The sequence below is a fragment of the Mariniflexile sp. genome (assembly GCF_052728615.1).
Map to the genome: position 1 here is coordinate 1 of NZ_JBFVFE010000032.1, position 13,829 is coordinate 13,829.

The 13,829-nt window shown below is 34.9% G+C and carries 17 protein-coding genes; 13 read left to right on the forward strand and 4 right to left on the reverse strand.

The features are described 5' to 3' along the window. Positions 1–169: 169 nt before the first annotated feature. The 13 genes from ACU1LP_RS12410 (at position 170) to ACU1LP_RS12470 (ending at position 10,533) form a co-directional block, all read left to right on the forward strand. The gene (locus ACU1LP_RS12410) at positions 170–679 is read left to right on the forward strand and encodes a hypothetical protein (RefSeq protein ID WP_445736416.1); all 510 of its coding nucleotides are present in this window, start codon (positions 170–172) and stop codon (positions 677–679) included. Positions 680–712: 33 nt separating this feature from the next. Then, positions 713–1,219 carry a hypothetical protein gene (locus tag ACU1LP_RS12415; protein WP_445736417.1) on the forward strand — a complete coding sequence of 169 codons (507 nt, stop codon included), beginning with the start codon at positions 713–715 and terminating at the stop codon, positions 1,217–1,219. A gap of 93 nt (positions 1,220–1,312) precedes the next feature. Then, positions 1,313–1,804: a hypothetical protein gene (locus tag ACU1LP_RS12420; RefSeq protein ID WP_445731793.1), complete on the forward strand. Its 492-nt coding sequence runs from the start codon at positions 1,313–1,315 to the stop codon at positions 1,802–1,804. A 34-nt stretch (positions 1,805–1,838) separates the two neighbouring features. After that, positions 1,839–2,132 (forward strand): hypothetical protein, encoded by a 294-nt coding sequence (locus ACU1LP_RS12425; protein WP_445731794.1) that lies wholly within the window; start codon positions 1,839–1,841, stop codon positions 2,130–2,132. A gap of 82 nt (positions 2,133–2,214) precedes the next feature. Beyond that, positions 2,215–2,481 (forward strand): hypothetical protein, encoded by a 267-nt coding sequence (locus ACU1LP_RS12430; RefSeq protein WP_445736418.1) that lies wholly within the window; start codon positions 2,215–2,217, stop codon positions 2,479–2,481. 355 nt (positions 2,482–2,836) lie between these two features. Next, on the forward strand, positions 2,837–3,262 hold the full coding sequence (locus ACU1LP_RS12435) for a hypothetical protein (RefSeq protein ID WP_445736419.1): 426 nt from the start codon (positions 2,837–2,839) through the stop codon (positions 3,260–3,262). Positions 3,263–3,356: 94 nt separating this feature from the next. Further along, positions 3,357–3,878 carry a hypothetical protein gene (locus tag ACU1LP_RS12440; protein ID WP_445736420.1) on the forward strand — a complete coding sequence of 174 codons (522 nt, stop codon included), beginning with the start codon at positions 3,357–3,359 and terminating at the stop codon, positions 3,876–3,878. 34 nt (positions 3,879–3,912) lie between these two features. Then, the gene (locus ACU1LP_RS12445) at positions 3,913–4,143 is read left to right on the forward strand and encodes a hypothetical protein (RefSeq protein ID WP_445734253.1); all 231 of its coding nucleotides are present in this window, start codon (positions 3,913–3,915) and stop codon (positions 4,141–4,143) included. A gap of 99 nt (positions 4,144–4,242) precedes the next feature. Further along, positions 4,243–4,779 carry a DUF6252 family protein gene (locus ACU1LP_RS12450; RefSeq protein ID WP_445734252.1) on the forward strand — a complete coding sequence of 179 codons (537 nt, stop codon included), beginning with the start codon at positions 4,243–4,245 and terminating at the stop codon, positions 4,777–4,779. Positions 4,780–4,808: 29 nt separating this feature from the next. Next, a complete protein-coding gene (locus ACU1LP_RS12455; protein WP_445734251.1) occupies positions 4,809–6,617 on the forward strand; it encodes a hypothetical protein in 1,809 nt (602 codons plus the stop codon). A 90-nt stretch (positions 6,618–6,707) separates the two neighbouring features. Further along, positions 6,708–7,919 carry a T9SS type A sorting domain-containing protein gene (locus tag ACU1LP_RS12460; protein ID WP_445734250.1) on the forward strand — a complete coding sequence of 404 codons (1,212 nt, stop codon included), beginning with the start codon at positions 6,708–6,710 and terminating at the stop codon, positions 7,917–7,919. 270 nt (positions 7,920–8,189) lie between these two features. Next, entirely contained in the window at positions 8,190–8,867 is a 678-nt protein-coding gene (locus ACU1LP_RS12465) for a ComF family protein (RefSeq protein WP_445734249.1), read from the forward strand. A 58-nt stretch (positions 8,868–8,925) separates the two neighbouring features. Beyond that, positions 8,926–10,533, forward strand: coding sequence for an Ig-like domain-containing protein (locus tag ACU1LP_RS12470; RefSeq protein ID WP_445734248.1), 1,608 nt, complete (start codon positions 8,926–8,928; stop codon positions 10,531–10,533). On the opposite strand, the gene ACU1LP_RS12475 is transcribed toward ACU1LP_RS12470, so the two are convergent. The 4 genes from ACU1LP_RS12475 to ACU1LP_RS12490 all read right to left on the reverse strand — a co-directional run bounded on the left by ACU1LP_RS12475 (position 10,520) and on the right by ACU1LP_RS12490 (position 13,605). Further along, the gene (locus ACU1LP_RS12475) at positions 10,520–11,299 is read right to left on the reverse strand and encodes an amidohydrolase (RefSeq protein WP_445734247.1); all 780 of its coding nucleotides are present in this window, start codon (positions 11,297–11,299) and stop codon (positions 10,520–10,522) included. The two genes, ACU1LP_RS12470 and ACU1LP_RS12475, sit on opposite strands and share 14 nt — an antisense overlap. Then, a complete protein-coding gene (locus ACU1LP_RS12480) occupies positions 11,300–11,821 on the reverse strand; it encodes a hypothetical protein (RefSeq protein WP_445736421.1) in 522 nt (173 codons plus the stop codon). 120 nt (positions 11,822–11,941) lie between these two features. Next, positions 11,942–12,412 carry a hypothetical protein gene (locus ACU1LP_RS12485; protein WP_445736422.1) on the reverse strand — a complete coding sequence of 157 codons (471 nt, stop codon included), beginning with the start codon at positions 12,410–12,412 and terminating at the stop codon, positions 11,942–11,944. A 47-nt stretch (positions 12,413–12,459) separates the two neighbouring features. Further along, complete coding sequence (locus ACU1LP_RS12490; protein ID WP_445736423.1) at positions 12,460–13,605, reverse strand: methionine aminotransferase; 1,146 nt, start codon at positions 13,603–13,605, stop codon at positions 12,460–12,462. Positions 13,606–13,829: the final 224 nt, after the last annotated feature.

The window sequence follows — 13,829 nt, forward strand, 5'->3', positions numbered from 1 at the left end:
TGTATCTGGCAGAAACCCTTATGATACCAAAACCATTTTTGGAGTTGAAACCTTAAACAAACAGTTACAATCTTAACCAAAGCATAATATAAACTGTGGGAAACCCGTAACTAAAACTCACAATAATTTATTAACTTTAATTAATGTAGAAACAATTAAAACAGACCCCATGAAAACACTTACAACGCTTCTAGTTTACAGCCTAATGCTTATGGCAGTTACAAACTGCAAAAGCGACGACGACACCCCCACAAACCCCATAGATCAATTGCCACCACCCACACAAACTGGTGAGAACACCTTTGGGTGTTTGATTAATGGAGATCCTTTATTTATAACTAATAGTAATAAAATAACAGCTATTTATCAGGGAGGCTTTGTTCAATTTGGGGGGGAAGGGGTTTATATAGTTGCTTTAGACCCTTTTACAACTAATATTCCTTATGATTTTCTTGACATTGGTGAAGGTACAGCTAGAGCCAGATACACAAAAGAAATTCAAGAAAGTACATTTTGTTATTATGAATATGGTAATACTTACGAAGGATTTATAAAGTTCTCTAAAATAGATAAAACAAACTATATAATCTCAGGAACCTTTGAATTCTCAACTAAAAAAGATGGTTGTCCAGATATCAAAATTACCAATGGTCGCTTTGATATGAAATATATACCATAAACTTCTAACTAATAATCTAAAAAACCAAACATTATGAAAAAACTATTCTTGTTTGCAATCTTTCTGTTTTCTTTTTCTCAAAGTTTTTCACAAAATAATGATTATTATAATAGAATGCAACATGTTTTTGGTAACATTGATAAAACCAAAGTAACCACAGGCTACCTAAAGGAATTTGTGATACGTTTTAATGAGGTAGAAGTCTACAATGGTATAATAAGTTCCAATAATTTAGTTGATAAAACCCAATGGCAATCGCTTTACAGTTCGCTTTATACCATGCGGGTGGGTACGGTAGCCCAAAATATGGTAGCACCAAATACTGTTTTTGATAACCTTAAAACCCAACAAGCCAACAGTACCGAAGATGTTTTATTGGCAGCACAATATTACAATTACCAGCAATACAAAACCAACGCGGTTAGCAATGGCGATGTTACCGTAAGTAATGACCGTATTTATGATGTATCTGGCAGAAACCCTTATGATACCAAAACCATTTTTGGAGTTGAAACCTTAAACAAACAGTTACAATCTTAACTAAAGTATAACATAAACTGCGGGAAACCCGTAACTAAAACTCACAATAATTTATTAACTTCAATTTATGTAGAAACAATTAAAACAGACCCCATGAAAACACTTACAACACTCTTAATTTACAGCCTAATGCTTATGGCAGTTACAAACTGCAAAAACGATGACGACACCCCAACAAACCCAATAGATCAACTCCCGCCACCAACACAAACTGGGGAGAATACCTTTGGGTGTTTGGTTAATGGAGAGCCTTCCGTGATAACCAACACTAACCAACAAGTAGCTATTTTCCAACAAGGTCAGCTTCAATTTGGTGGGGGGGGCATAACTATGATTTTAGGTGATCCAATAGAAATTAATGAGGAATATGATTTAACAGGTAAGGCTAGATTTTTTGTTGATCCAAATCCTCAATTAGGATGTCATTATGACTTCCAAGACTCATATGAAGGAAATTTAATATTTAGTAAAATAGATAGAGTTAATTATTTCATTTCAGGAACATTTTCATTTTCTACTGTTACTAATAATTGTGAAGATATAAACATCACCAACGGACGCTTCGATATGAAATACATCCCATGATATAAAATTTTAAACATCTTAATCCATTCTAATTATGAAAAAACGACTCGTTTTTACACTACTCTGTATTACCTTTTTTAGCGGTAATGCACAAAATAATGATTACTACAACCGCATGCAACATGTGTTTGGTAATATTGATAAAACCAAGGTTACCACAGGTTATTTAAAGGAATTTGGCATCCGTTTTAATGAGGTAGAAGCCTATAATGGTGTAATCAGTACCACCAATTTAGTTGATAAAATCCAATGGCAACCATTCCTGTATATCGACCTAGCTCAATATAAATTTAGACAAGAATCTTTAAATATCTTAACCAAAACATAACATGAACTGTGGGAAACCCGTAACTAAAACTCATAATAATTTAGTAGCTTTAATTTACTTATAAACAAATAAAATAAACCCCATGAAAACACTTACAACGCTTCTAGTTTACAGCCTAATGCTTATGGCAGTTACAAACTGTAAAAACGATGACGACACCCCAACAAACCCAATAGATCAACTCCCGATAGCTACACAAACTGGTGAAAACACCTTTGGTTATTTAAACAATGGTAACCCTATTAGCATTACTAATAGTAGACAAATTACTGCCATATATCAAGGAGGTGGAATTCAGTTTGGAGCGGGGGGGGGTTTACATAGTTGTATTAGATCCTTTTACAATTAATACACCATATTACTTTAAGGGAATTGGAGAAGGTATATCCAGAGCAAAATTTACAAAACAAAATCAGGGGACCGAAATCTGTTACTATGAATATATTGACACATACGAGGGGTATGTTACTTTTTCGAAAATAGACAAAACAAATTATATCATCTCAGGTACATTTGAATTTTCAACGGACACTGACAGCTGTGAAATAGTCAATATAACCAATGGTCGCTTCGACATGAAATATATCCCTTAATAAATTTCTAATATTTTTAAACCAACCATTATGAAAAAATTAATCTTATTTGGAATCTTTCTGTTTTCTTTTTTTCAAATTTTTGCATAAAACAATAACTATTATAATAGGATGCAATATGTTTTTGGTAATATTGATAAAACCAAGGTTACCACAGGCTATCTAAAGGAATTTGGCATCCGTTTTAATGAGGTAGAAGCCTACAATGGTGTAATCAGTACCAACAATTTAGTTGATAAAACCCAATGGCAATCACTTTATAGTTCGCTTTACACCATGCGTGTGGGAACAGTAGCCCAAAATATGGTAGCACCAAATACTGTTTTCGACAACCTTAAAACCGAACAAGCCAACAGTACCGAAGATGTTTTAGTGGCAGCACAATATTACAATTACCAACAATATAAAACCAATGCGCAAACCAATGGCGATGTTACGGTAAATAACGACCGTATTTATGATGTAGCGGGCAGAAACCCTTATAATACCAAAACCATTTTTGGAGTTGAAACCTTAAACAAACAGTTACAATCTTAACCAAAGCATAACATGAACTGCGGGAAACCCGTAACTAAAACACACAATAATTTATTAACTTTAATTTATGTGGAAACAATTAAAACAGACCCCCATGAAAACACTTACAACACTCTTAATTTACAGCCTAATGCTTATGGCTTTTACAAACTGCAAAAGCGACGACGATAATTTAACCCCTTTAGAACTACTACCACCAATTACACAAACTGGGGAGAATACGTTTGGGTGTTTGGTTAATGGAAAAGCAAAAATCCCTAATAACACCTCAAACATGTCAGCTATTTATCAAGGGGGTGGGATTCAAATAAGTGGTGAAATCATTACAAACGAAGTTATAGAAAGCATTTTAATAATTGTACTAGACCCATTTGAAGTAAAACAGAATTACAGTTTAACAAACCTCCCAAATCAAAAGGCTAATTTTTTGATTAGTTCAAATCAAAATAGATGCTTATATGATTTTGATAACACATTTGAAGGCTCTATAAATTTTTCCAAAATAGACAAAACAAACTATATCATCTCAGGAAGCTTTGAATTCTCAACTAAAAAGGATGGTTGTCCAGATATCAAAATCACCAATGGTCGCTTTGACATGAAATATATTCCATAAAAACCTAAAGCTATTAATCTAAAAACCAATCTAAATGAAAAAATTATTAATTTTCACGCTACTATTTGTTCAGTTATTCTTTAGTAATGCTCAAAACAGCGATTACTATAACCGTATGCAGTATGTTTTTGGCAACATTGATAAAACCAAAGTTACCACAGGCTATCTCAAAGAGTTCGGTATTCGTTTTAATGAAGTGGAAGCTTATGACAGTGTTATTAGTTCTGGAAATCTTGTTGATAAAACACAATGGCAATCGCTTTAGATTTAACACAAACATAACATGAACTGTGGGAAAACCGTAACTAAAACTGATAATAATTTAGTAGTTTTAATTTACTTATAAACAAATAAAATAAACCCCATGAAAACATTTACAACACTTATAGTTTTTAGCCTAATGCTCATGGCAGTTACAAACTGCAAAAACGACGACGACACCCCATCAAACCCTATCGACAAGTTGCCACCTGCTACCCAAACTGGCGAAAATACTTTTGGATGCCTTGTGAATGGGAAACCTTTCGTAGTATCAAATACAACAAATATGACAGCAATATATCAAGGAGGTGGGCTTTCAATAGCAGGAGAAATAGATGTCAATAATTTTTTCTCCGAAGTAAGTATATTTATTAGTGAATCGATTATCGGACAGCAAATAGCTGAGAATATTACATATACTCTTAATAATGATAACACAATGAAAGGGCAGTACTATAGAGAAGATAAAAACTGTTTTTACTATACAACTTTATCTGAAAAAGGGTTTGTAGAAATAAAAAAATTAGATAAAGTAAATTTTATTGTTTCAGGAACATTTGGGTTTCAAGCAATTTCAGATGATTGTAAAGAAATAATAAGTATTACTAATGGAAGGTTTGACCTGCAATATATTCCGTAATAACATAATCTTTTTAATCCATTTTAATTATGAGAAAACTATTAATTTTTACATTCTTTTTTATTGCCTTTTATTTATGTAATTCACAAAACACAGATTATTATAATAGAATGCAACATGTTTTTGGTAATATTGATAAAACCAAAGTTACCACAGGCTATCTAAAGGAATTTGGCATCCGTTTTAATGAGGTAGAAGCCTATAATGGTGTAATCAGCACCAACAATTTAGTTGATAAAACCCAATGGCAATCGCTTTACAGTTCGCTTTATACCATGCGTGTGGGAACAGTAGCCCAAAATATGGTAGCACCAAATACTGTTTTCGACAACCTTAAAACCGAACAAGCCAACAGTACCGAAGATGTTTTAGTGGCAGCACAATATTACAATTACCAACAATATAAAACCAATGCGCAAACCAATGGCGATGTTACGGTAAATAACGACCGTATTTACGATGTAGCGGGCAGAAACCCTTACGATACCAAAACCATTTTTGGGGTTGCCCCTTTAAAAAAGCAGTTACAGGGTAATACCTTTACATTTAAATTACCAAGTTCATTAATATATTCAAATTCTGGACTTACAATCTCACAAGTGCAAGTTGATTTTGATAATGGGCAAGGTTACCAAACCATTGCGCTTAACACCGCTCAAAGTATTACGTATACTTCTGGAGGCGAAAAGGAACTTAAAGTGAAGTTTGTGTATAGTGGTGGACCAACCTTATACAGCCATTCCAAAATTTGGGTAGATTATATAGCGCCACAAGGTGGCACAACAGCAAGATTTAATGGTTCTGGTAAAACAACCCAAATTATTACAGGCAACCCTTGGCAGGGGAGCAGTACTTCAGGCTTGGTAACCGTAGAGCTTGCGCCAGGGCATACCCAATTAACCAAACCGTTGATTGTAGTGGAAGGCTTTGACCCCGATAATAGTTTTAATTACAACAGATTGATAAATACCGCAAATGTTGGAGGTATAAATCGAGTAATCAATTTAGGTTCAGAATTAACTCTAAACCAAGCTATTGAAGATGAGGGCTATGATTTGGTATTTATAGATTTTTTAAACAGCACCGATTATATACAGCGTAACGCTTATATGGTAGAAAAAGTAATAGCTTGGGTAAATACTGAGAAAAACAAAAATAACAATCCAAATGTAGAAGAAAATGTAGTGCTGGGTATGAGTATGGGTGGTTTGGTAGCACGTTATGCCTTGCGGGATATGGAAATTAACCAAGAAACCCACGACACTAAACTATACATAAGCCACGATGTACCGCACCAAGGGGCTAATGTGCCTTTGGCATACCAAGCCATGGTAAGGCATTTGGTGGGCGAGCAAATTAGCTTGCCAGTATTTTTTAGCCTATTTAATGTTAATATTTTGGATATTACAGACATTGCCCCCGATTTGGAAGACGGGTTGGCACTGTTGCAAAGTCCAGCAGCACAACAAATGCTCATTTACCAATTACAAGGTACAGGAGATAATGTTTCTATAAACAACAGCACATTACATGATAGTTTTAGTACAGAATACAGTAATATGGGGTATCCCCAACAAAATGGTATAAGAAACATTGCCATTGCCAATGGGTCTGAATGTGGTACGCCTCTGGGTTTTGCAGATAATGCTACTATATTGGATGTTAATGAAAAAATAGATTTACCGTATGTGATTTCTATTCTTACCTTAGGCACAATTAATGCTTTATCTGTAAACCCTTTAAAATTTCTTTCTACTGTGGTTTCAACAAATACAGACATCAAAGCACAATTCAATTTAAAAGCACTTCCAAACCTACAATCCAAAAATATTTACTAAGGAAAGATTTTTATTAGAAAAGCCGTTTTAGGTTTTATAATTATTTATGAAGATTTAATAGACGAGGAAACAGTTAATTCTTCCCCATCTATGTTGCCGTTAGATAATGCCAATGGTGGTATATATGATATTAATGCGCTTGTTCCTTTACCACCAGTAATACAGGGCTTTCTTGTAGAAGACCAATTTAATTTTATACCAACGTTTAGTAGTTTAGACATTGGGGGTGGCAACCAAACTATAGGTATAGGAGATTTGAATAAGGCATATTCTCCTTTGTCTCCACCCAAAGCTCCTAAAAATAGCCCTTTTGATAATTTTTATACAAACCCTTTAAGTAGTGAGCAACATATCCAGTTTACATTAAACAATGGTAACTGGCTTATGGATGAGTTAAAAAATAATGTAGCTTTTTATTCTTGTGCTTCAACTGCTTGTACAGGGACGTTGGGTTTAAAAATTTTGGGGGCAAACCAGATTTGTAATCCTAATTCACAAACATATACAGTAGATAATTTATCGCCAAGTGCTACTGTTAACTGGAGTGTTACACCATCTGGTAGTTTTACTTTAATACAAAATGGTAACAATGCAACATTAACACCAGTAGGAGGTTACAATGGGAATGCTATTTTAACAGCATCTGTAGGCTCTAATTGTGAAAATGTTTTAATAACCAAAACAATTTGGGTAGGTGTACCCAGTACAATTAATGAATTATCCCACGTTCCCGTATTTGGCTGTACCATGGGAGAAATAAATGCGCAGCAATCACCGGATATTGAGGGTGTTTATCAGTATGAATGGATTATTTCGGGGGGCAAAGTGGTAATTCCAAACGTTAATAGTAGTACTTATAATGGTATAAGCACTGTTTTTGTGGACCCTATAGATAGCAGTTATGGAATGACTGTAAAAATTAGGGCTAGGAATAACTGTGGCGTATCGGCATGGTACACCAAAAATATACCAACAGATTGTGATGGCGGCGGCGGCGTAACACCACTGCGCTTTAGTTCTAATAACAAAACTTTAAGTGATGAACATAATTTAGATACCGATTTTAACAATTCTAAGATAGCTGTATATCCAAATCCAGCTAATCAACAAATAACGGTTTACACGCCTTCCAGAAAATATGACCTAATACGGATTGTTGACGTAAATGGACGTATTTTGATTGAAAAAAATATAACCGAAAATACTTCTCAAATAGATGTGTCAAGGTTATCTAACAACATCTATTTTATTCAGATAGAAGGCGAAATCAATACGACACAAAAACTTGTAATTCAAAATTAAAAGCTTCAAATCTTGTAAGGTTTAAAAAAAACTTACAAGATTTGTTTTTTAATTGCTCCGCCTTCCTATGCAACAACCGTGTTAACTTAATAGATAAATCGGTAAATATAAGTGTGAATTTGCTTATTTTTAAGTGCGTTAGGGATTGGAGCATTTGTTTGAGCTCTTTTGGCGACCGTAGGAGCAAAAAAGCGAGTGCGGAAAGCACGACCTGGTTCCTGAACTTGTTTCAGGATAAAGGTAACGCCCAAATAATTAAGTTTATATTTTATGCTGAAACCTGTTGTCGATTTATTATTTCCGAAAGTATGTTATGCATGCCTAAACTTGCTGAACGATAATGAGGACACCATTTGTGTTAATTGCAGGCACGACTTACCTGTTACCAATTTTCATTTTGATAACGAAGATGCTGTTAAAAAAGTACTTTATGGGCGTGCAAAAATTGAAAACGGTACAGCACTTTTTCGGTTCGAAAAAAAGGGTTTGGTGCAACAACTTATTCATGGGTTGAAATATAAAGGGTATGAAACCATTGGTTTTTTGTTAGGAAATTGGTTGGGTGGCGAATTAAAGGGTTTGGATAATTACAAATCCATTGATGTCGTTATTCCTGTGCCTTTGCATAAAAATAAGCTAAAGAAAAGAGGCTACAACCAAGTGGCTAAATTTGGACAGCAAATTGCCAAAGCTTTAGATGCCGATTATAGAGATGACGTGCTTATAAAAGTAACCAACAACACGTCGCAAACCATTAAAAACAGGTTTGCCCGTTGGAACAATACCGATGAATTGTTCGCCATAAAAAACCCTGAACCTTTAGAAAACAAACACGTGCTTTTGGTTGATGATTTAATAACCACAGGCGCTACTTTGGAAGCCTGTATAACTGTATTGAACCATGCAAAAAACATTAAAATTAGTATTGCTACCATGGCAATAGCCTAAACAGTTAACCGTTATATCTCTAAAATTATGTAGGTTTGCAACATATTTAAAATTGGTAATGAACAAAACCCTTTCAAATTTTATTTTACTTGTATTTATTGGTCTTGTAATTGTTAATTGCGCCAATAGAGGCACTCCGGAAGGTGGCCCTAAGGACGAAAAACCGCCTAAAATTGTTGATGAAATCCCTAAAAACTTCAGCACAAACTTTAAGGGCAAGGTCATTAAGATTTATTTTGATGAGTATATAAAGATTAAAGACCTACAAAAACAGCTTATTATTTCGCCACCAATGACAACCCAACCGGAAATTACACCGCTAGGTGGTGCCAGCAAATTTATAACTATTAAAATTTTTGACACGCTTCAACCCCATACCACTTATGCCTTTAATTTTGGAAACAGTATTGTTGATAATAATGAAGGAAATCCGTACCCCTACTATCGTTATGTGTTTTCTACTGGCAGTTATATTGATTCGCTAAGCGTAAAAGGCACTATAATGGACGCCTTGAAAAAACAGACCGAACCTTTTGTAAACGTGGCGCTTTATGAGGTAGATTCTACCTTTAACGATTCCATAGTTTACACGAAAGTACCCAAATACATTACCAATACTCTCGATAGTGTCACTACGTTTTCCATCGATAATATTAAAGCCGGAAAATACATGATCATGGCTTTAAAAGATGGTAATAGCGATAATAAATTTCAACAAAAAACAGACCAAATCGCCTTTTATAAAAGCATTATAACAGTACCTACAGATACATTATATACCCTTAAATTATTTGGGGAAGATTTAGATTTAAAACCTTCCAGACCCTTTTTGGCGGCTTCGGAAAAAATTGCTTTTGGCTATGAAGGCGATTATACACAAATGAAAATCAATATAAAATCTGATGTACCTGCCGATTTTGAGTATCGCATTACAAAAGATGAAAAAAAGGACACACTCCACTATTGGTACAAACCGAAATTGGAAGTGGATTCGCTTATTTTTAATATTTCACATAAAAATTATGATAAAGACTTTATCGTAAAAATCAGAAAACAGAAAAAGGACACATTGACCTTGAAAGCTGACCCTACGGGAACTATTGGCTTAACCGAAGCTTTTAACATTAGAGGCAGCACTCCATTGGTTGGTTTTGACGCTTCAAAAGTGAGCTTAATGGATAAAGATTCCACCAAAGTTGATTTTGACACAACGTTTGACACCATAAATAACACATACGTTTTCAACTTTAAAAAGAAAGAAGAAAACAAATATAGCATGCAACTAATGCCTGAAGCTTTTACAGATTTTTTTAATAATAAAAATGATACTTTAAGGTATTCGCTTGCAACAAAAAAAGCCTCCGACTATGGGTTTGTGCGATTTACATTATTGAATGCCAACTATCCGCTCATCATTCAATTGACGGACGAAAAAGGGGAAGTAAAAGCAGAACAGTATGCTACAAAACAGGAAGACATCGATTTTTTAAATTTACAACCCGGTACGTATTACATACGGGTGATACACGATGCGAATGGCAACAAGAAATACGACACAGGAAATTACCTAAAAAAGATCCAACCCGAACGCGTAAGCCACTTTAAGGAAATTGAAGTGAGAGCCGATTGGGGATATCCTGAAACACTGGAGTTCACTTCAGAATAAAGGTGTCTTTATCATCTAAAAATTTAAGTTTGTTGCGATAAAAACTGATATGGTTTCTATCTAAAGTAACCACTTCCACTTGTTCCCTATTTGGTTTTATGGATGTTATGGCATTTCCTAAAACATCGTAAACTGCCGAGTTTCCAGAGTATTCGTTTTGCGCTTCATCCAGTCCCACTCTATTCACCCCAATGGTATAGCACATATTTTCAATGGCACGTGCTTTAAGCAGGGTGTCCCATGCCAAAATCCGTGGTTTTGGCCAGTTGGCTACATACATTAAAACATCATAGTTTTCAATATTTCTTGCCCAAACTGGAAATCGTAAATCGTAACAAACCAACGGGCAAATGTTCCAACCTTTATATTGAATTACCACTTTTTCAGTGCCTGATGCATACACTTTATGCTCCCCTGCAAGCGTGAAGGTGTGCTTTTTATCGTAAATTGTAATGGTGCCTGATGGCTCTACAAAAAGCAATCGATTATAAAATTTTCCAGCTTCAGAAATAATAAGGCTCCCAACAATGGCGGCACCTGTTTTTGAGGCCTTTTTACGCATCCAAGCTACTGTTTTTCCGTCCATAGTTTCGGCAGCAGTTTCGGCGTTCATTGTAAACCCGGTTGTAAACATTTCAGGAAGCACTATTAAATCCACTTCCTTGGAAATACCTTTAATTTTTTCTGAAAAATTTTTTCGATTCTTTTTGGGGTTTTCCCAAACCAAATCCGACTGAATGATGGCTATTTTAAGTTGGTCTTGCAATTATAAGTTGTTAAATGTTTGTTCTGCTTTATCTTTTTCTTCTTGAAGTTCTTTCAGCTTTTCGGCCCATTCCTCTTCATCAATAGGCGACAGTTTACCCTTATCATGAAGTTTTTGATGTTTTTCCTTATTCTTTTTAAGTTTTGCATTCGCTTTTAAAAAGTCTTTTCTTGCATCTTCTTTGGCTTGAAGTTTGTCTTGAAGATTTTCTTGTTGCGTTTCTATGCGCTTTTGTTCTGCTTCTGCTTTTTCTTGGATTTTTTCTAATTCTTTTTGTTTGGCCTCAAGTGCTTCTTTTTCTGCTTCTACAGCTTTTTCAGCAGCCAATCTTTCTTCTAAAACGCTTTGTATTGCTTGTTTTTCCTCTGAAGTCAAAGTTTTAGATATATCCATGTCATTCTGTAAAATCTTATTACCTTTTATGGTATAAACTTTCCCGTCTTTAATAACCCTTTCGGAGCTTGCACAGCCAAAAATGATTGTTAAAAACAATAATAAAGTTAATAGTTTTATAAATTTCATATGTTTATATTATTGTTTTTTATCCCGATAGCTATCGGGACTGTTCGCTATTAATCATTTCGTTGGGTGATAATGCTTTTAATATGCTCGTTTCATGTGTTTACATTTTTTATTAAAACCTTAAAGATTTCTTTTTGTTTTATCAATATCTTCTTTTAAATCTTGTATTTTCTCAAGCCATTTGGCCTCATCATTAGGCGATAATTTCCCTCTCTTTTTTAGTTTTTCGTATTTTGCCGTGGCTTTAGTATAATCTTTATTTGCATCTTCAAATTTAGACTGCGCTTTCTCTCTTGCCTTCAACTCTTTTTCAGCCTTTTTTTGTTTCTTTTCAGCTCTTTTTTGCTCTTTTTCGGCATCTTTTACTGCTTTTTCAGCTTTTCTATGTTCGGCTTCCAAAGCTTCTTTTCTGCTTAAAGCCTCACGGATACTGGTTTGCTCCGCCTCCGATAGTTTACTTGTTACATCCTCACCATTTTGTAAAATAGTTTTCCTTTTCACTTTATAAATGGTGCCGTTAAAATCGACTTCTTGTGCTTGGGCGCTTATGGCTATCCCTAAAAATAATAATAATACTGCTAATAATTTCATAATCTTTGATTTTAAAATATTCTTTATTTTTTGGACCTCTTAATCGCTTAAATGCTGTTCAAAATATCTGTGGCCCTTTTTAAGGTGTCCTCTGTTTTAGCAAAGCAAAACCGAAGCACCTTGTTATCCAGATAATTCGTGTTAAAAACGGATAACGGAATGGAAGCAATTCCAGATTCTATGGTCAATCGTTTTGCAAAACCAACATCATTCTCATTGGTTATATTTGAGTAATCCAACACTTGAAAATAGGTGCCTTTTGAAGGCGTAAATTTAAACCTGGAATCCTTTATTAAATTTAAGAATAAATTTCGTTTCTTTTGATAAAAATCTGATAAATCTAAATAATGTCTTGGCTCTTGCATATAGTCGGCAATTCCTTTTTGGGTAGGGTGATGGATGCAAAACACATTAAATTGGTGCACTTTAACAAACTCCTGCATCAATTCCTTTGGCGCGCAACAATACCCAATGCGCCATCCCGTATTATGAAAGGTTTTACAAAATGATGCCACCACAAAGGTTCGCAACTTTAATTCGGGAAACAAACAGGCGCTTTGGTGGGTTTCGCCATCGTAGATCATGTGTTCGTAAACCTCATCGCTCAACACGATGATGCTGGTGTTTCTGGTAAGGTTTTCCAATTGAAGCATATCTTCTTTTGAAAACACAGAACCCGTTGGATTATGGGGCGTATTGATGATAATCATTTTGGTGCGACTGGTTATTTTACCCTTAACGTCATTCCAATCCACTTTAAAATTGTTGGAAGCTTGCAATTGGACAGAAACGGCTTTTCCGCCATTTAGTTCAATATTGGGTTGGTAACTATCATAAGCTGGCCTAAAAATAATGACCTCGTCATTCGGTTTTATAAAAGTTGAAATGATGGTAAAAATAGCTTGGGTTGCCCCTGCGGTTACGGTAATTTCATTTTCTGGATGGTAGCTTGTATTGTAAAGTAACTCGAATTTTTTTGCAATGGCTTCGCGAAGTTCCAAATTTCCAAGCATGGGCGCATAATGATTATAACCGGAATTCATGGCACGACTAACAAAATCGATGAGTTTTTGGTCGCTATCAAAATCTGGAAAACCCTGCGATAAATTAATGGCATGGTGCTTTGTTGCCAAACCACTCATTACCGAAAAAATGGTGGTGCCTACGTTGGGGAGTTTTGATTTAAAGTTCAATGTTCCGTGTTTTAGCTTAAAGATTGCGCGCAAAGACGCAAAGTTTTAAATTCGTTAATCGTCAATCGTCAATCCAAAATCGTTACTCGCTAATCAATTTTTTTTATTCTCTCGCAAAGCCGCGGAGTCTCAAAGACGCAAAGTTAAAAAGTTTTTGAAGAGGGAGTTCTTACAGTTGTGGACACATACATCGGTCTTCTGTCTTCCGTCATCGGTCTCCCAGC